We start from the raw sequence: 18,061 nt of genomic DNA on the forward strand, positions 1-18,061 counted from the left end.
ATAATCTATGAAATACTACTTGAAAGAAGAATTCCTGCATGATGTCAACGCAAAGAACGCAGGAAATAAAGCACGCAATGACGTAGAAAGTATTGTGAAAGAAGAAGGCTATCATCCCTTGGTCCTTTCTGTCGACAATTGGTATCAGATGAGTACCCTTGCGGCTCAACGCCATAAGGCAAGGGCTTTTGGTCAAGCCTTGGATCAACTAAAGCAAGGAGATGAGTTGCTGATCCAGTTTCCAATGCTTCACCATAGTTTTTTCTCAACCCATTTGGTTAAAAAAGCACAAAAAAGAGGGATTAAAGTCTATCTCTTGATTCATGACCTAGAAGTGCTTCGACATGCCAACATGACTTCACTACCTTTAAAACACAGAATTCGGATGTACCTTCAAGAAGCAAGTTTTCTCAAAGCAGCTGATGGGATCATCGCCCACAACCCGGTTATGAAATCTGTCTTGGTGGATAAAGGGATTGCGGAAGATAAGATTGTCAGCCTTGGCATTTTCGACTATTTGATTCCAAATTTCCAAGAGAAGAGTGACCAAACAAAAGACCAGCCGATGATTGTGGCGGGTAATTTGGCACAAGAAAAAGCTGGCTATCTTTACTCACTTCCTGCAGAACCTGCCTATAACCTTTATGGCGTAGGTTTTGACGAGAGTAGAGCACTTGAAAACGAGACCTACTTTGGTTCTTTCCTACCGGATGAACTTCCTGCAGCCCTTGAGGGTGGTTTTGGACTAGTCTGGGATGGGGATAGTGCAGAAACTTGTAGTGGTGTTTTTGGCGAGTACCTTCGCTACAACAACTCTCACAAGGCGTCGCTTTATTTAGCATCGGGCTTCCCGCTTGTAGTGTGGAAACAGTCAGCCTTATCTCACTTTGTGCTTGAGAAGGGCTGTGGGATTGCAGTAGAGTCGCTTCATGACTTGAAGGAGACAATCGACAATCTTTCAGATGCTGATTACCAAGACTTGGTGGACAATGCCAAGCGTGTCGGTCAGGAAATCCGAGAGGGTCACTACCTAAAGACGGCCTTAAATCCTTTAGCATAAGATCAAAAGAAGTCAGACGGACTTCTTTTTTTGGTTTTTCAAAAAAATATCACTAATTTTAAAAATTTGCCTCATAAAACTTTTCATCGCTGAAACCGTGTGGTAAAATGATTAACGTATAAAATTTGTATAAAGGGAAGTTTATATGAAAAAGAAAGATCTTATTTTTTATGCCGGAGCGGCAGTCTTGATGGCTGTATCTGCTCAGGGAGTCAGTGCAGATGAGCTGGTTTCAAAAGAAGTCGCTACTACTGAAGGCAATCAAGTCCAAGCTGAAACAGCGCCAGAAGTAGCAACTACTGAAAAGTCAGTCGCACCAGTCGCAAGCAACTACGCAGCACCAGCAAATGTGACTGAACAGCCTGTAGCTTCTGCGAGTAGCACCACTGCTACAGATAATCGTACACCATCTGTAGAGAAAGCTACAGAAATAGCGCCTACTGAGAAGACAGAAGAAAATCCTCTTCCGTCTGATGCAGGAAGCACCACCTTCTTTAATACAGGTGCTCACGCTCCAGCTGGTCGTTCAACAGATGTGGCGGTTCAGCCAAAATCATTCGTTGATGTGAGTAGCCACAACGGAGACATTAGTATTGGAGACTACCGCACCTTAGCTAATAAGGGCGTGGGTGGTGTCGTTGTCAAATTGACAGAAGATACTTGGTACAAGAACCCGAATGCGGAGAACCAAATTCGCAATGCGCAAGCAGCTGGTCTGCAAGTATCGACCTACCACTTCTCTCGCTATACTTCTGAAGAAGCAGCGCGTGCAGAAGCACGGTTTTATATTGCAGCGGCGCAACGCTTGAATCTTCCAAAGAACACCCTCATGGTCAATGACTTTGAGGATGCTAAGATGCAACCAAACATTAACCGCAACACCCAAGCTTGGGTAGATGAAATGCGTAAAAATGGCTACACCAATTTGATGTTCTACACCAGTGCTAGCTGGTTGGATGAAAACAATCTTCGCAAAAAAGGTCCAGTCAACACCGCTCAATTTGGCCTTAAAAATTTCTGGGTTGCCCAATACCCTTCTCCAAAACTATCTGTAAATGATGCGAAAAGTTTGCGTTACAATGGGAAAGCGGGAGCATGGCAGTTCACTTCTCAAGCGGAATTGCTTCCAGGCAAACACGTCTTTGACCACAGTGTGGACTATACAGGTCGCTTTACAGCGAATGCAAAACCTGCAGCTGACCCGACAGTAGGAACCCTAAGTGGAAAGATCAACATTGCCAATAACGATACCATGGCCGGTCGCTTTGATGTCGTGATCTCAGATGTCAAAGCACCAAATGGAGTTCGAACAGTTTCTGTACCAATCTGGTCAGAAACAGGTGGTCAAGATGACCTTGTTTGGTATACAGCTAACCGTCAAGCAAATGGGACCTATACCGTCAATGTAAAAGCAGCGGATCATAAAAACTCAACCGGTCTTTACAATGTCCACCTTTACTATGTTCAAAACAATGGACAATTGACAGGTGTTGGCGGAACAACGACGACAGTAGCCGTTGGAAAGAAAAATCAGACACCGGTGTCAGCTGATTTGACTATTGCAAAATCAGAAAAAGACGGTACCTTCACCATCACAGCTAAGAAGCTTCAAGGCTTCGATGGCTACAAGGAAGTGAAGATTCCATTCTGGTCTCATGCTAATGGGATGAAGGATATCATCTGGTATACTCCGACTCGTCAGGCAGACGGTTCTTATACTGTAACAGCCAAAGCCAGTGACCACGAAAATGCTGATGGCAAATACGAAGCGCAGGTCTTCTATGTAGACGCCCAAGGTCAAAACAAATTTGTGAAAAAGGCCTTTATTGATTACACAGCAACTAAACCAGCTAATGCAGTTGCAGCAGACCTGACCATTACGAAATCAGAAAAAGACGGCACCTTCACGATCACCGCTAAGAATCTCCAAGGCTTCGAAGGCTATAAGGAAGTGAAGATTCCATTCTGGTCTCATGCGAATGGTATGAAAGACATTGTCTGGTACACTCCGACTCGCCAAGCAGATGGTTCATACACAGTGACTGCGAAAGCTAGTGATCACGAAAACGCTGATGGCAAGTATGAAGCGCAGGTCTTCTATGTAGATGCCAAGGATCAAAACAAGTTTGTCAAGAAAGCTTTTATTGATTACACAGCTTCTAAGCCATCTGCTGATCTGACCATTACGAAATCAGAAAAAGAGGGGACCTTCACGATTACCGCCAAGAATCTTCAAGGCTTCGATGGCTATAAGGAAGTGAAGATTCCATTCTGGTCTCATGCCAATGGCATGAAAGACATTGTTTGGTATACTCCAAACCGCCAAGCAGATGGTTCATACACAGTGACTGCGAAAGCTAGTGATCACGAAAATGCCGATGGCAAGTACGAAGCGCAAATCTTTTATGTGGATGCTCAGGGGCAAAACAAGTTTGTGAAAAAGGCCTTTATTGATTTCAAAAATCAATCTCGTCCAACTGGCAGCCTTATGATCCAAAACAACAACAAGGATACGGGGACTTTTGATGTCATCATCAAAGATGTTTACAGCCCTAAAGGTGTGCGAACTGTTCAAGTTCCAACTTGGTCGGATAAAGATGGTCAAGATGATATCCGTTGGTATGAAGCAACTCGTCAAGCGAATGGAGACTACAAGGTGTCTGTCAAAGCGAGCGATCACAAGAACTCAACTGGCAAATACCATGTTCACCTTTATTACATCCAAAATGATGGTTCTCGGATTGGTGTTGGTACAACAACCACAGATGTGGAAGTTAGAAATGCCATGACCAAGACCCAAGCGTCTATCAAGAATATCAATGCAACGAATGGCACTTATACGGTAGCGGTGGATCAAGCCCCTCAAGGTCGTCAGATTAAGAACATCCGTGTCGCAGCGTGGTCTAAAGCTCATCAAGAAAATCTATACTGGTACTCTGCAACACCGTCAGGTATGCATACAGAAATAACAGTCTCTGCCAATAATCACGGTAATGAAGCAGGCAACTATACGACTCACGTCTATGTGGACTACAAAGATGGGGGAGTTGAAGGTTTTAACCTGGGTCAGACAGCCTTGTCTCCACGGAATCAAAAAGTGAATCCTAAAACGACCTACTATTCTCAACGAGACCCTCGTTGGGCCGGGAAATATTATGGCATCAGTAATGTCGATCAGTCAGGCTGTGTGCCGACCTCTCTTGCCATGACCTTTACGGATATCCTTGGAAGAACGATTCTGCCAACAACAGTGGCTGATTATCTTTACAACAATACTGATTCATTTAATAAAGGTGAGGTAGGAACAGATGCAGATGGGATTGTATCTGCTACTCGTAACTGGGGCTTGAAGAGTCAATTGGTATCCGGAGCTGGAGGTATTGCAGAAGCCCTCATGGCCGGTAAGCATGTACTTGCTGCTGTAGGCAATAGCCAATTTACCAGTGATCCTTATACTCATGAGTTGGTCTTGCATGGCTATGATAATGGTAGAACCTATGTACGCGATCCATATAATAGCGGAAACAACGGCTGGTATTCGATCAATTATCTTCACTCCATTAAGAGTAAAGACCCAATGGATAACAAGCTCGGAGCACCTTTCTTCTCTATTTTTGCATAAGCATATTGAAGGCCGATCCGGCCTTCTTTTTTCTTTAGATTAAGTATGAAATCTTCTAATGAAGTTGTTTCGTGATCTGACGGTTTGTGCTATAATACTACTATGTGGGTAGAATCCGTATAAAAAAATACAAGGGAAGATAAATGAAAAAGAAAGATCTTATTTTTTATGCTGGGGCAACGGTTTTGTTAGCCTTTTCGACACAACAGGTCCAGGCAGATGAGCAAGTCGCATCCGATCAAACCTCAGAAAATACTTCAGCTATCGTGTTGAAAACAACAACGGTATCAGAAGCTCAGAATATTGCAACCGATGGGGTGAAAACTGATCAAGCAGTTCAGACAGAAAAACCGGTTGTAACAGAGACGACACCTGTCACACCGATTGTTGGCAATAACCCGTCTTTTGACAAGGGAACTAGCGACAAGGTTGTATCAGAGAATCCAGCACCTGCTGTGGTAGCTAGTCGCGCTCCCTACGGCGCACGGGCACGAGTGATAGAAGCGAGAAATGAGAGTGTCCCTCAACAGGAATCTCCGGTTTCTGCAGATTTGAATATTGAAAAATCAGAGTCAGAAGAAGGTACTTTTACCATCACCGCTAAAAATCTCCAAGGTTTCGATGGTTACAAAGAAGTGAAGATTCCATTCTGGTCTCATGCAAATGGCATGAAAGACATTGTCTGGTATACTCCGACTCGCCAAGTAGATGGTTCATATACGGTAACAGCTAAAGCGAGTGCTCACGAAAATGCTGATGGCAAGTACGAGGCGCAAGTCTTCTATGTGGACGCCCAAGGTCAAAACAAGTTTGTGAAAAAGGCCTTTATTGATTATACAGCTCCCAAACCATCTGCTGATCTGACCATTACGAAATCAGAAAAAGAGGGCATCTTCACAATCACTGCTAAGAATCTCCAAGGATTCGATGCTTATAAAGAAGTGAAGATTCCATTCTGGTCTCATGCAAATGGCATGAAAGACATTGTCTGGTACACACCGACGCGTCAAGCTGATGGTTCATACACAGTGACTGCGAAAGCTAGTGATCACGAAAACGCTGATGGCAAGTACGAAGCGCAGGTCTTCTATGTAGATGCCAAGGGTCAAAACAAGTTTGTCAAAAAAGCCATTATTGATTACACAGCACCCAAACTATCTGCTGATCTGACCATTACGAAATCAGAAAAAGAGGGGACCTTCACGATTACCGCCAAGAATCTTCAAGGCTTCGATGGTTATAAAGAAGTGAAGATTCCATTCTGGTCTCATGCCAATGGCATGAAAGACATTGTTTGGTATACTCCGACTCGCCAAGCAGACGGTTCTTATACTGTAACAGCCAAAGCTAGTGACCACGAAAACGCTGATGGCAAGTACGAAGCGCAGGTCTTCTATGTGGAAGCAAAGGGTCAAAACAAGTTTGTCAAAAAAGCCATTATTGATTTCAAAAATCAATCTCGTCCAACTGGCAGCCTTATGATCCAAAACAACAACAAGGATACAGGTACCTTTGACGTCATTATTAAGGATGTATATAGCCCTAAAGGTGTGCGGACCGTTCAAGTTCCAACTTGGTCGGATAAGGACGGCCAAGACGATATCCGCTGGTATGAAGCGACTCGTCAAGCGAATGGAGACTACAAGGTATCTGTCAAAGCGAGTGATCACAAGAACTCCACTGGTAAATACCATGTTCACCTTTACTACATCCAAAATGATGGTTCTCGTGTAGGGGCTGGTACGACAACTACAGAAGTTGAATTTCGAAATATGACGACCAAGACCCAAACAGGGATTAAGAATGTTAATTCTGGTGCAGGAACCTTTACGGTAACGGTGGATCAAGCACCTCAGGGACGTCGGATCAAGAACATCCGTGTTGCAGCCTGGTCTCAATCCCATCAGGAAAACCTCTTCTGGTATACAACAGCCCCTTCTGGAACGCATACAGAAGTACAAGTCTCTGCAGCGAATCACCAGTACCAGAAAGGAAATTACACCACTCACGTCTATGTGGACTATGTGGATGGTGGCGTTGAAGGCTTTAACCTGGGTCAAACAGCCTTGCATCCTCGTGAGACAGTTAGTCAAACGGCTTTCACTCCTCGTGTTACCAATGGACAACGGGACCGTGTCTTACGGGCGGCAGCCAATTTAGTTGGTGTTCGTGGCGGAACTGCAGCTCACCATCAATTGGTCAATGATTACAACAGTGTCAAACCACTTCCTGTTGGTTATACTGTGAAGACGACCGATGATTGGTGTGATATCTTTGTCACAACGGTCTTCCAGCGTGAGGGCTTGAGTGGTTTGATTGGCCGTGAATGTGGGGTTGAACGTCATATTCAGATTTTCAAACGGTTGGGCATTTGGAATGAAGATGGGACCACTACACCAAAAGCAGGGGACATCATCACTTTTAACTGGGATCAAAATACCCAGCAAAATAATGGATTTGCGGATCACATCGGAATTGTTGAGAGCGTCTCAAATGGGGTTATTCACACCATTGAAGGAAACTCCAACAACCAAGTCCGTCGCAATACCTATCGGATCGGCCATGGCAATATCCGTGGATTTGCAACCCCTCGCTATCAATAATAAAAAAGAAGCCTGTGGCTTCTTTTTTGAATGAAGACAAAGTCATTCTAAAAACTTTCCTTAAGTGAGTACGGACGTCAGCGAACTTCTACGAAGTTCCATGACTAATTATTGAGTCTAAGGTCTCAATAATTCCGAGTGCTAGAAACAATAGTGTTTCTAGCACTTTTCTCACGGCGGAAAGTTTCAGAAGATGATTGAATAACTCTAACCAATAAAATTTTTTTCTTAATGGAAGTTATTAGGTTGTATATAACAACGGTTTGTTTACATTCTCCAAAGAAGCCCTGTGGCTTCTTTTTTTAGACTCTCAACCCTTCTTCGAAACTCTTAGAAGGGGCCTCGACTTGGATAGTTTCAAGGGTTAATGGATTGGTGAAGGTCAAGCGGTGGGCATGGAGCATGAGTCTTTCTCCGCGTTCAGGGTTATAGAGAGGATCCCCGACAATGGGGTGCCCATGATGGGAGAGATGAACCCGGATCTGATGGGTACGACCGGTCTTGAGTTGGCATTTGACTAGGCTGTTTCGCCCGATTTTTTTCAGTTGCGTCACCTGGGTTTCTGCGTACTGCCCCTTGCGTGAATCGACCAGGCGCTTGCGCCGATCGTGGCGATCACGTCCGATTTTATCCTTGTAGATGATGGTCTTTTGCGCTAAACTTCCTTGGATCAAGGCCCAATACTCGCGTTGGATTTTTTTATCTTCCAAAATGCGGTTGAGAATGGGAAGGATAAAAGGATTCTTAGCAAATAAAATGGCCCCACTGGTTTCTTTGTCTAGGCGGTGCACGACGTAGCAGGTGGATCCAACATAGCTGGAAACATGGTTGAGAAGAGCAATTTCCATCGGTTCGTTGGCATGGGTTTTCATGCCTTCGGGCTTATTGACGATGATGACGTGCTCATCCTGATAGAGTTCTTCGACCAGACTCGGATCACCGGCTGGGAGCTCTTTTTCAGGGTAATCGTCTGCATCAAAGATCAGCTGGATCTGGTCCCCTTTTTGAACAGGACTCTGCCAGTTGATGGTCTGCCCATTCACCAAGACGTGTTTTTTGACCCGTAAAAAATGCCGGATCTTACGGGGAATGAGGAAGTAGTCTTCAAGGAGCTCTTTCACAGTCATCTGGGGAAAGGTTTCTGGGATGGAAAATTGATAGTTCATGCTCCTATTGTAGCAAAATCTAAGCTTAAAGAAAACTAAATGGGAAATAGAAAGGAGCGATCTTTTCTTGCTAGGACAAGGATAAGGTGTTACAATAACAGGTATGAATAGAATAAAAGAATTATTTGAAAACCTGATCACTTTTTTTAGAAAGGATCATCCGCCCAAAACAGTGGCAGAAGAAGTGCCAGACACGGAGTTACCAGAAGAAGCGGTGGAGACGACCTATAGTCGCTCGGGCAAACACAGAAGTAAGCCTCTGTCTCAGCACCCCTTCCGTCGTTTCTGGCGTCGTTTCCATTTGACCAAGATTCTCCTGATCATTGGGCTAGGCTTTAGCCTCTTGACAGGAGGCTATCTCTTCTACCTTGCTAAGACAACCAATGTCAAGGATCTGCAGAATGCACTCAAGGCAACCACTATTATCTATGATAAGAATGGGGACCAGGCTGGAAGTTTGACCGGGCAAAAAGGAACCTATGTCGAACTCGATGCCATTAGTGAAAATCTGCAGAATGCCGTAGTGGCCACAGAGGACCGGAGTTTTTACAAGAACAGCGGGATCAACTATGGCCGTTTCTTCTTAGCGATTTTGACCCTGGGTCGCTCAGGTGGAGGATCGACCATCACCCAGCAGCTGGCTAAAAATGCCTTTCTGTCTCAGGACCAGACGGTGGAGCGTAAGGCCAAAGAGTTCTTCTTGGCGCTTGAAATTAATAAAAAATACAGTAAAAAAGAGATCCTCACTATGTACCTCAATAATGCCTATTTTGGAAATGGAGTTTGGGGAATTGAGGATGCCTCCAAGAAGTATTTTGGGGTTTCAGCCAGTCAATTAAGTCTAGATCAGTCAGCGGTTCTAGCAGGCATGCTCAAGGGACCCGAGATCTATAATCCGCTCTATTCGGTAGAGAATGCGACCAACCGCCGCAATACGGTCCTTCAAAATATGGTAGCAGCTGGCTATATTGACCAGGCAACAGCCGATCAATCTGCTGCGATTGATATCCATGGCCAGCTAGTCGATGCCTATGAAGGCAAGTCAGAGGACTACCGCTACCCATCCTATTTTGATGCGGTCATCAATGAGGCGGTCAATAAATATGGCCTCACCGAAGAAGACATTGTCAAAAATGGCTACCGGATCTACACTGAGCTGGATCAAAATTACCAAGCGAGCATGCAGGTGATCTATGACAATACAGCTCTCTTCCCAGTAGCAGAAGATGGCACGCGCGCAGAGTCCGGTAGTGTGGCCCTTGATCCTAAGACTGGCGGGGTTCGGGCTCTCGTAGGTCGTGTCGGTAGCGATGAAAATCCAGGATTCCGTACCTACAACTATGCCACCCAAGCTGCTCGTAGTCCGGGATCGACCATCAAACCTTTAGTGGTCTATAGCCCAGCTGTTGCAGAAGGTTGGTCGACTAATAAGGAACTGGACAATAGTACCACTCAATACGGAAGTTATGAAGTCAATAACTATGCAGGAATCCAGTCGAGCCCAACGGTACCGATGTACCAGGCCTTGGCAGAATCCCTCAACCTTCCAGCTGTTGCGACGGCCAATGATTTGGGTCTCAATACGGTCTTTGAGTACGGAAAAAAATTCGGTCTCAACATGGACAAGGTGGAAAAATCGCTTGCAGTTGCCTTAGGAGCCGGTGTGACAACCAATCCGATGCAGATGGCCCAAGCTTATGGAACCTTTGCCAATGGCGGGGTCATGAATGATGCCCACCTCATTACCAAGATCGAAAATGCTAGTGGTCAGGTGGTCAAGAGCCATAGTCAGAAATCAACCCGGGTGCTTAGTGGATCCGCAACGGATAAGATGACCAATATGATGCTAGGAACCTTCAGTAATGGTACAGGGGTCAACGCTGCACCTTATGGCTATACCATGGCAGGAAAAACCGGTACGACAGAGACCAGCTTTAACAAGGACCTCTCTGGAGACCAATGGGTGATCGGCTACACGCCAGATGTGGTCATCAGTCAATGGCTTGGTTTCCCAACGACCGATGAAGGTCATTACCTGACCGATAGTAGTGCCGGAACGGCGTCAGAGATCTTCCGCAATGTTGCCAACAGTGTCCTGCCTTATACAGACGGTACCCAGTTTGATTCGGTGAAGAACTCTTATGCTGAAAACGGCATTGCTCCAGTCGGAGAAGAAAATACAGAAACAGATACCAAGGAAGACAAAGGTTTCTTTGATGAAGTCAAAGAAAAGGCGTCGAATATGGTCGATGATGCGAAAAAAGCAATCGACGAGGCCGATATTCCAGGAAAAGCGAAAAACGCCTGGGATACCTTCAAAGGTTGGCTTGGTTTCTAATCAAAAAAACGATTCAGAAATTCTTCTGAATCGTTTTTTGCTTAGAGTTCACTATCTGATAAGCTAAAGGTATCGCCGTGTTGCAAGTCTCCGTACTGGTAGCCCCGTTTGAACCAGCGCATGCGTTGCTCAGAAGTCCCGTGGGTAAAGCTGTCTGGTACGGAGTAGCCGTAAGCTTGCTCCTGGAGAGTGTCATCACCGACTGCATGGGCCGCATTCATGGCTTCTTCAATATCTCCAATATCTAGGAGGTTTCGGTCTTGAATGGAGCGGGCCCAAACACCTGCTAGATAATCGGCTTGCAACTCGATGCGGACACTGATGGCATTTCGTTCCTTTTCAGAAAGTCCTTGTTGCATGCGATGGTATTTGCCAAGGATTCCCAGCTCGTTTTGTACGTGGTGGCCGACTTCGTGGGCGATGACGTAGGCCATGGCAAAGTCCCCACTAGCCTTGTATTTGGTGGTCAATTCCTTGTAGAAACTCATATCCAAATAAATTTTCTTATCGGTTGGACAGTAGAAGGGACCAGCTGATGCTTGTCCGACGCCACAGCCTGTCTTTGTCCGTCCAGTATAGAAGACAAGTTTGGGCTCCTGGTAGGTCCGTCCTTCTGCTTGAAAGAGCTTGTGCCAATGATCTTCCGTTGTTCCCAGGACCTTGCTGACGAACTGAGCGTCTGCATCGTCAACATGGGTCTGGTTGGTGCGTGTGACTTGAGTGGACTGGTAAGGCTGGGAGCTTCCATTTCCAAAGAGTCCACCAAGACTAGCTCCTCCCCCACCCAGAAGGAGCATGAGGAGGATAATGACGATCTTGCTCTTGAAGCTTCCAGGTGATAGCAGGATCTGTAAAATGCCCCCGCCAAGGTTGCTATTGCTAGAAGATTGGGAGTAGCTTTGGCCTCGACGATCTTCGATATTTCTACTTTCTTTTAGGTTATCACTTTTCATATTCGTCTCCTTTTGTATTATTTTACCAAAAATGAAGAGAAAACCAGAGTGATAACGCTTTATATTTGCTTTTTTCTTGGTGGGGAGATTTCTAATCTTGTCAAAACGTAGAAAACTTGCTATAATGGGGTGAACGGAGGCGTTATGGCATTAAAAAAAGCAAGTCTAGCGTGTACGGTTTGTGGGTCACGCAATTACTCCATTAAGTTGAGTGGGACGCCAAAACCAACACGTCTAGAAGTCAATAAATTCTGCAAACATTGCAGCAAGTATACCATCCATAAAGAAACACGATAGGAGAGAGTTGTGAAATTCATTAAAGATATTTTCGTCTTACTAAAAGATACAACTTGGCCAAATCGCAAGGAAAGATGGAAAAATTTTATCTCAGTGATTGAGTACACCGCTTTCTTTGTAGCTTTGATTTATTTGTTTGACAAAGTCATTGCACGTGGCCTATTGCAAATGATCAATTTCTTTTAAGAAAAGAAGCCAGGTGGGACCCTCAGGGTCCCATTTTTTGTTGCCCATTCTAAAAAATAAATCAGCAAACCTCTTTGCATTCCTACAAAATGTGGTATAATGAAGCTAGGAAAACGAAAGCCAAGAGGCTTTTTTTAGTATGTTCACAAAAGCTCGAGCAGGCTAAACAGAAAGAAAGGATGCCCAAATGGACAGTTTTGACAAAGGCTGGTTTGTTTTACAAACCTACTCAGGATATGAAAACAAAGTAAAAGAGAATCTTTTGCAACGTGCGCAAACCTACAATATGTTAGAAAACATCCTGCGCGTAGAGATTCCAACTCAGACCGTACAAGTTGAGAAAAACGGTAAATCAAAAGAAATCGAAGAAAACCGCTTCCCAGGTTATGTCTTGGTGGAAATGGTCATGACAGATGAAGCTTGGTTTGTCGTTCGGAATACCCCTAACGTTACTGGTTTCGTTGGATCACACGGGAACCGTTCAAAACCAACCCCATTGTTGGAAGAAGAAATCCGCAGCATCTTGCTCTCTATGGGTCAAACCGTGCAAGAGTTTGATCTGGATGTCAAGGTGGGCGATACGGTTCGCATCATCGATGGTGCCTTCACAGACTATACTGGTAAGATCACTGAAATTGATAACAACAAGGTCAAAATGGTCATTTCTATGTTCGGTAACGATACGGTTGCAGAAGTGAATTTGAACCAAATTGCTGAATTGTAAGAAAGAGAGAGTGGGACAGCTTCAACAGTCTGGGAGACTGTTGAAGGTTGCAGATAAAGGAAACATAGTTTCCGTCAACATAGGGCATCTTTGAAGCTTAAAAAGCGAACAAAGACTTAGGATACTTGCTTCGCAAGTTCTATCCGCCACCTCAAAGCAGTGCTTTGAGCACTCAACCACTGCGTCTTGCTCGACAATCCAAAGACAATTGAGAGGCTAGGACTTTTGTCCCAGCCTCTTTTCATTGCGCTTTATTGATTTTTATCCAGGCCAGTGATCTTTTTTAACTGCTTGGTTTCTGCAGCAGACATGACATCAACGATCTTGTCTCCCTGTGTAGAGAAGTTAGATTCGTCTCCGTTGCTATCTTTATAGACATAGCTGGTCCAACGTTCGGAACGCATAATGATATAGGGTTTTCCAAGACGTTCGAGGGCTGTTTTTGGTGTATCGGATTTGGAAACGCTGCCGGTAGACTGGTGGTTGGCATCGCCTCCTTTTAAACGGAAGGTGATATCTGTTAGGACATTATTGCGGAAGACAGCCATGATATCGCCATTGTCTGTTGCCCAAACATTGACCCCATCGCCAGGATTCGCACTGTCTGTACTACTTACGGGTTGACCAAAGGCTGCAACTACGTCATCGTAACTGCTTCTTTCTTTTGGCCCACCAACCTCTTGTCCATCTTCGGTTCTTAATACAAAACCAGTGCTCAGATGGAGTTTCTTGAGTTTTTCGATCTCAGGAATGGATGTAGCTCCCGGCACATATTGAAGAGAGGAACCATCATCTGGATCCAAACTGTAGCGATCTGAAAAATCATCGGACTTGCTACTTTCAGAAGATGTGCTTGTCTCTTTACTCGATGATGTTCTGCTTGAAGATGATTGGACCGACTTTTTGGAACTAGAAGCCGTTTTTGCTGGTTGCGCAGAATTGGCAGGTGAGCAAGCTGCTAGCGTTAAAAGAGAAAGAAGGCCGATTGTATAGAAACGAATGTTTTTCATAAATACCCTTTCAAATGTCATTTGCCTAACAGGCGAGGGTTTTATTATATCAATAATCGATAAATGAGGCAAACGGTAACAAAAAACCCCCTATTGCTAGGGGAATTTTTAAAAGATAAAAGATGATAAAAATTTTATTATCAAGGCGGTAGACGGATTTGAACCGACGATCAAGCTTTTGCAGAGCCGTGCCTTACCACTTGGCTATACCGCCATAACATATAATATTGTAACCTAAAAATCAAGATAGGTCAAGAAAAACTTTTTGTTTCAAATCAATCAAGAAAGAGAGAGGAGAAAAAATCTCTCAAATAGCTTGCGAATTCTAGGGATTTCTGCTATACTTATAGAGTTGTCTAAGACAGCAAATACTCATCTCGGATCCATTGTGGTACCGTTGCCCTTGTGGTCGTGCTGCAAGTTGACGTCTGAGAGAGGAGAAAAAAACAAAAAAGGAGAACTTACTCATGGCAGTAATTTCAATGAAACAACTTCTTGAGGCTGGTGTACACTTTGGTCACCAAACTCGTCGCTGGAACCCTAAGATGGCTAAGTACATCTTCACTGAACGTAACGGAATCCACGTAATCGACTTGCAACAAACTGTAAAATATGCAGACCAAGCATACGACTTCATGCGTGATGCAGCTGCAAACGATGCAGTGATCTTGTTCGTAGGTACTAAGAAACAAGCTGCTGATGCTGTTGCAGAAGAAGCTATTCGTTCAGGTCAATACTTCATCAACCACCGTTGGTTGGGTGGAACTCTTACTAACTGGGGAACAATCCAAAAACGTATCGCTCGTTTGAAAGAAATCAAACGCATGGAAGAAGATGGAACTTTCGAAGTTCTTCCTAAGAAAGAAGTTGCATTGTTGAACAAACAACGCGCTCGTCTTGAAAAATTCTTGGGCGGTATCGAAGACATGCCTCGTATCCCAGACGTCATGTACGTTGTGGATCCACATAAAGAACAAATCGCTGTTAAAGAAGCTAAAAAATTGGGTATCCCAGTTGTAGCGATGGTCGACACAAATACTGACCCAGATGATATCGATGTTATCATCCCAGCGAACGATGACGCTATCCGCGCTGTTAAATTGATCACTGCGAAAATGGCTGATGCTGTTATCGAAGGTCGTCAAGGTGAAGACAGTGTTGCGACAGTAGAAGCTGAATTGGCAGCTACTGAAGGTCAAGCTGATTCAATCGAAGAAATCGTTGAAGTTGTAGAAGGCGACAACGCTTAATTCTAGTTTATACGTAACGAACCTAAGAGGGCAGGGCTCAGCCCGACCCTCTTATTTTATTAAAAAATATAGGAGAATAAAAATGGCAGAAATTACAGCTAAGCTTGTAAAAGAATTGCGCGAAAAATCTGGTGCTGGTGTCATGGACGCTAAAAAAGCATTGGTTGAAGTTGAAGGTGATATCGAAAAAGCGATCGAATTGCTTCGCGAAAAAGGTATGGCTAAAGCAGCTAAGAAAGCTGACCGTGTTGCCGCTGAAGGTTTGACTGGTGTTTATGTTGATGGAAACGTTGCAGCAGTTGTTGAAGTGAATGCTGAAACAGACTTTGTTGCGAAAAACGCTCAATTCGTTGAATTGGTAAACGAAACTGCAAAAGTCATCGCTGAAGGGAAGCCAGCTAACAACGAAGAAGCTCTTGCGTTGACAATGCCTTCAGGTGAAACTCTTGAAGCTGCATACGTATCTGCAACTGCAACTATCGGAGAAAAAATTTCATTCCGTCGTTTTGCTTTGCTTGAAAAAACAGATGCCCAACATTTCGGTGCATACCAACACAACGGTGGACGTATCGGTGTTATCTCTGTTGTCGAAGGTGGAGACGAAGCACTTGCTAAACAAATCTCAATGCACATCGCTGCAATGAAACCAACTGTTCTTTCATACAAAGAATTGGATGAGCAATTCGTGAAAGATGAGTTGGCACAATTGAACCACGTAATCGACCAAGACAACGAAAGCCGTGCAATGGTTGGTAAACCAGCTCTTCCACACTTGAAGTATGGTTCTAAAGCTCAATTGGCTGACGAAGTGGTTGCTCAAGCTGAAGAAGATATCAAAGCTGAATTGGCGGCTGAAGGTAAACCAGAAAAAATCTGGGATAAAATCATCCCAGGAAAAATGGACCGCTTCTTCTTGGACAACACAAAAGTTGACCAAGCCTACACTCTTCTTGCACAAGTTTACATCATGGATGACAGCAAGACAGTGGAAGCTTACCTTGAATCAGTAAATGCTTCAGTTGTTGAATTCGTTCGCTTTGAAGTTGGTGAAGGTATTGAAAAAGCTTCAAATGACTTTGAAGCAGAAGTTGCAGCTACAATGGCAGCAGCTCTTAACAACTAAGAATACTAAAAAGAGAGTGGGACAGAAATCGGTAATTCGTTAGAATTCGATTTCGTTGTCCCACCTCCGCACAGTTGAGTAGGGCTGTAAAAGTTGATGAAATCAGCGTAGTAGAGCCCACTCAACCACTGCGTCTTGCTCTACAATCCAAAAACAATTGAGAGGCTAGGACTTTTGTCCCAGCCTCTTTTGTGCAAAATGAAAAGGACTGAAACAGCTGTTTCAGTCCTTTTGTAATTAGTGGGCGAAGGTATTCAGTCCAAGTAAGAGAGAGAGGATCCCCATGATGAGTCCGGCTAAAATGACCCCTAACATAACTGCTAGAACACTGCGTTTGAAATCCCAATCTAGGATGGAAGCAGCGAGGGTTCCAGTCCAGGCACCGGTCCCAGGAAGCGGAATTCCAACAAATAGCAGTAATGCCCAGAAGATTCCATTATCTCCTGCAGCTTTTTCCAGTTTCTGTCCCCCCTTATGGCCCTTGTTCAAACACCAGGTAAAGAAGGAGCCGATGACTGGTTTATCTGCTCCCCAAGCGAGAATATGACGGGCAAAGAAGAAGATTATAGGTATCGGAAGCATATTGCCAATAACCCCAATAGCGAGGGCCTGCCAGAGGGGGATTCCTCTTGAAATAGCGAAGGGAACTGCGCCACGAAGTTCCACGAGAGGAACCATAGAGATCAAAAATGTAAGAATGTATTTCATTAGAAAAGCCTTTCGATTAGTCTTCTTCATTCTATCGTATCTTCTATCAATTGACAACTATTCCAACTTTTTTTAAATTTATCTTTTTTTGGATCTTTTATCTTGACTTTATTAATTAGAAGGATTATAATAAAGACATAATTAATTAGAATCATTATAAAAAGGAGAACAACATGACAATGATGAAACATGAAGCAGCTACTGATGTAGCAAACTTTGCACCTTCCAATAAAGAAACTCTTCCAGAAACAAAAGCAATCTTGAACCAAGTGGTAGCTGATCTCTACGTGGCTCACATTGCTCTTCACCAAGTACACTGGTACATGCGTGGACGTGGCTTTTTGGTATGGCATCCAAAAATGGATGAATACATGGACAGCTTGGATGCTACTTTGGACGAAGTGAGTGAACGCTTAATCACAATTGGTGGAGCTCCATATTCTAGCATGACTGAATTTTTAGAGCACAGCAATATTGAAGAACGTCGTGGAGCATTTACTAACAATGTAGAAGAAAGCTTGGCGCGTGTTCTTGAAATCTTCCGTTACCTTGCTAGCCTTTACCAAAAAGCTATGGATGTTACGGACGCTGAAGGCGACGATGTGACCAATGATATCTTTGTTGGTGCAAAAGCAGAACTTGAAAAGAACATCTGGATGGTGGCTGCTGAGCTCGGTCAAGAACCAGGGTTATAAGATATGATGGAAAAAGAGGCCATATGGCTTCTTTTTTACTATCTTTAGGCAGTTTGAGAGGCTTTCAACTAATTAAAGGAATTCTTAATCGAACTATAGTTGGATCGAAATGGGGGGCCTATTGCCCTTCTTTTTTGATATAGTTAATATGAGATTGTATAAAAGGGGTCACAAAAACAAGAGTACGTTCATATTAAAGGGTTCATCATAAGAGGGGATTCTTATAGGGAAGTCTTTTTGAAAAGCGTTTTGTTTTTAGGATTGGCAAACTTTGGGGGCGACTTTGTTTTGTAGTAAACGGTGCTCCATTTATCTTAGCTTAGGAG

General features: G+C 44.0%; 14 protein-coding genes and 1 tRNA gene. 10 read left to right on the forward strand and 5 right to left on the reverse strand.

All coding sequences use genetic code 11. The annotated features are described in order from the left end of the window. Positions 1-7: 7 nt before the first annotated feature. The 3 genes from QM830_RS09250 to QM830_RS09260 all read left to right on the forward strand — a co-directional run bounded on the left by QM830_RS09250 (position 8) and on the right by QM830_RS09260 (position 7,285). Positions 8-1,060: a galactofuranosyltransferase gene (locus QM830_RS09250; protein WP_414326639.1), complete on the forward strand. Its 1,053-nt coding sequence runs from the start codon at positions 8-10 to the stop codon at positions 1,058-1,060. Positions 1,061-1,205: 145 nt separating this feature from the next. Beyond that, the gene (locus QM830_RS09255) at positions 1,206-4,682 is read left to right on the forward strand and encodes a GBS Bsp-like repeat-containing protein (RefSeq protein ID WP_414326641.1); all 3,477 of its coding nucleotides are present in this window, start codon (positions 1,206-1,208) and stop codon (positions 4,680-4,682) included. A gap of 143 nt (positions 4,683-4,825) precedes the next feature. Further along, on the forward strand, positions 4,826-7,285 hold the full coding sequence (locus QM830_RS09260; RefSeq protein ID WP_414326643.1) for a GBS Bsp-like repeat-containing protein: 2,460 nt from the start codon (positions 4,826-4,828) through the stop codon (positions 7,283-7,285). A gap of 302 nt (positions 7,286-7,587) precedes the next feature. Here QM830_RS09260 and QM830_RS09265 read toward each other — a convergent pair whose 3' ends face one another. Then, complete coding sequence (locus tag QM830_RS09265) at positions 7,588-8,451, reverse strand: RluA family pseudouridine synthase (protein ID WP_414326644.1); 864 nt, start codon at positions 8,449-8,451, stop codon at positions 7,588-7,590. A gap of 103 nt (positions 8,452-8,554) precedes the next feature. Between QM830_RS09265 and pbp2a the strand changes: the two genes are divergently transcribed. Further along, positions 8,555-10,789 (forward strand): penicillin-binding protein PBP2A, encoded by a 2,235-nt coding sequence (gene pbp2a / locus QM830_RS09270; protein WP_414326646.1) that lies wholly within the window; start codon positions 8,555-8,557, stop codon positions 10,787-10,789. Between the two features lie 41 nt (positions 10,790-10,830). On the opposite strand, the gene QM830_RS09275 is transcribed toward pbp2a, so the two are convergent. Continuing rightward, the gene (locus tag QM830_RS09275) at positions 10,831-11,742 is read right to left on the reverse strand and encodes a neutral zinc metallopeptidase (RefSeq protein ID WP_414326648.1); all 912 of its coding nucleotides are present in this window, start codon (positions 11,740-11,742) and stop codon (positions 10,831-10,833) included. 144 nt (positions 11,743-11,886) lie between these two features. Here QM830_RS09275 and rpmG point away from each other — a divergent pair, with 144 nt between their 5' ends. From rpmG to nusG, 3 genes are all read left to right on the forward strand, one after another. Beyond that, the gene (gene rpmG / locus QM830_RS09280) at positions 11,887-12,039 is read left to right on the forward strand and encodes a 50S ribosomal protein L33 (protein ID WP_003009043.1); all 153 of its coding nucleotides are present in this window, start codon (positions 11,887-11,889) and stop codon (positions 12,037-12,039) included. Between the two features lie 9 nt (positions 12,040-12,048). After that, positions 12,049-12,225 carry a preprotein translocase subunit SecE gene (secE, locus tag QM830_RS09285; RefSeq protein WP_414326649.1) on the forward strand — a complete coding sequence of 59 codons (177 nt, stop codon included), beginning with the start codon at positions 12,049-12,051 and terminating at the stop codon, positions 12,223-12,225. Between the two features lie 187 nt (positions 12,226-12,412). Continuing rightward, the gene (nusG, locus tag QM830_RS09290) at positions 12,413-12,949 is read left to right on the forward strand and encodes a transcription termination/antitermination protein NusG (protein ID WP_009731835.1); all 537 of its coding nucleotides are present in this window, start codon (positions 12,413-12,415) and stop codon (positions 12,947-12,949) included. A 251-nt stretch (positions 12,950-13,200) separates the two neighbouring features. Here nusG and QM830_RS09295 read toward each other — a convergent pair whose 3' ends face one another. Both QM830_RS09295 and QM830_RS09300 read right to left on the reverse strand, forming a co-directional pair. Then, a complete protein-coding gene (locus QM830_RS09295; RefSeq protein WP_414326651.1) occupies positions 13,201-13,959 on the reverse strand; it encodes a hypothetical protein in 759 nt (252 codons plus the stop codon). Positions 13,960-14,102: 143 nt separating this feature from the next. Further along, positions 14,103-14,173: transfer RNA gene (locus QM830_RS09300), tRNA-Cys, on the reverse strand. A 253-nt stretch (positions 14,174-14,426) separates the two neighbouring features. Between QM830_RS09300 and rpsB the strand changes: the two genes are divergently transcribed. Next, positions 14,427-15,209: a 30S ribosomal protein S2 gene (rpsB, locus tag QM830_RS09305; RefSeq protein ID WP_414326653.1), complete on the forward strand. Its 783-nt coding sequence runs from the start codon at positions 14,427-14,429 to the stop codon at positions 15,207-15,209. Positions 15,210-15,291: 82 nt separating this feature from the next. Beyond that, on the forward strand, positions 15,292-16,332 hold the full coding sequence (gene tsf / locus QM830_RS09310; RefSeq protein ID WP_414326654.1) for a translation elongation factor Ts: 1,041 nt from the start codon (positions 15,292-15,294) through the stop codon (positions 16,330-16,332). A 237-nt stretch (positions 16,333-16,569) separates the two neighbouring features. On the opposite strand, the gene QM830_RS09315 is transcribed toward tsf, so the two are convergent. Further along, positions 16,570-17,040 carry a COG2426 family protein gene (locus QM830_RS09315; RefSeq protein WP_009731832.1) on the reverse strand — a complete coding sequence of 157 codons (471 nt, stop codon included), beginning with the start codon at positions 17,038-17,040 and terminating at the stop codon, positions 16,570-16,572. 173 nt (positions 17,041-17,213) lie between these two features. Between QM830_RS09315 and QM830_RS09320 the strand changes: the two genes are divergently transcribed. After that, positions 17,214-17,735: a Dps family protein gene (locus tag QM830_RS09320; RefSeq protein WP_009731831.1), complete on the forward strand. Its 522-nt coding sequence runs from the start codon at positions 17,214-17,216 to the stop codon at positions 17,733-17,735. Positions 17,736-18,061 lie beyond the last annotated feature (326 nt).

This window comes from Streptococcus sp. OMI750, assembly GCF_047463895.1.
Taxonomy (GTDB): Bacteria; Bacillota; Bacilli; order Lactobacillales; family Streptococcaceae; genus Streptococcus.

Bases quoted from the DNA above. Each gene is read 5' to 3' on its own strand.
- QM830_RS09250 (WP_414326639.1), top strand. From the start codon at position 8: ATGAAATACTACTTGAAAGAAGAATTCCTGCATGATGTCAACGCAAAG.
- QM830_RS09255 (WP_414326641.1), top strand. From the start codon at position 1,206: ATGAAAAAGAAAGATCTTATTTTTTATGCCGGAGCGGCAGTCTTGATG.
- QM830_RS09260 (WP_414326643.1), top strand. From the start codon at position 4,826: ATGAAAAAGAAAGATCTTATTTTTTATGCTGGGGCAACGGTTTTGTTA.
- QM830_RS09265 (WP_414326644.1), bottom strand. From the start codon at position 8,451: ATGAACTATCAATTTTCCATCCCAGAAACCTTTCCCCAGATGACTGTG.
- pbp2a (WP_414326646.1), top strand. From the start codon at position 8,555: ATGAATAGAATAAAAGAATTATTTGAAAACCTGATCACTTTTTTTAGA.
- QM830_RS09275 (WP_414326648.1), bottom strand. From the start codon at position 11,742: ATGAAAAGTGATAACCTAAAAGAAAGTAGAAATATCGAAGATCGTCGA.
- rpmG (WP_003009043.1), top strand. From the start codon at position 11,887: ATGGCATTAAAAAAAGCAAGTCTAGCGTGTACGGTTTGTGGGTCACGC.
- nusG (WP_009731835.1), top strand. From the start codon at position 12,413: ATGGACAGTTTTGACAAAGGCTGGTTTGTTTTACAAACCTACTCAGGA.
- QM830_RS09295 (WP_414326651.1), bottom strand. From the start codon at position 13,959: ATGAAAAACATTCGTTTCTATACAATCGGCCTTCTTTCTCTTTTAACG.
- rpsB (WP_414326653.1), top strand. From the start codon at position 14,427: ATGGCAGTAATTTCAATGAAACAACTTCTTGAGGCTGGTGTACACTTT.
- tsf (WP_414326654.1), top strand. From the start codon at position 15,292: ATGGCAGAAATTACAGCTAAGCTTGTAAAAGAATTGCGCGAAAAATCT.
- QM830_RS09315 (WP_009731832.1), bottom strand. From the start codon at position 17,040: ATGAAATACATTCTTACATTTTTGATCTCTATGGTTCCTCTCGTGGAA.
- QM830_RS09320 (WP_009731831.1), top strand. From the start codon at position 17,214: ATGACAATGATGAAACATGAAGCAGCTACTGATGTAGCAAACTTTGCA.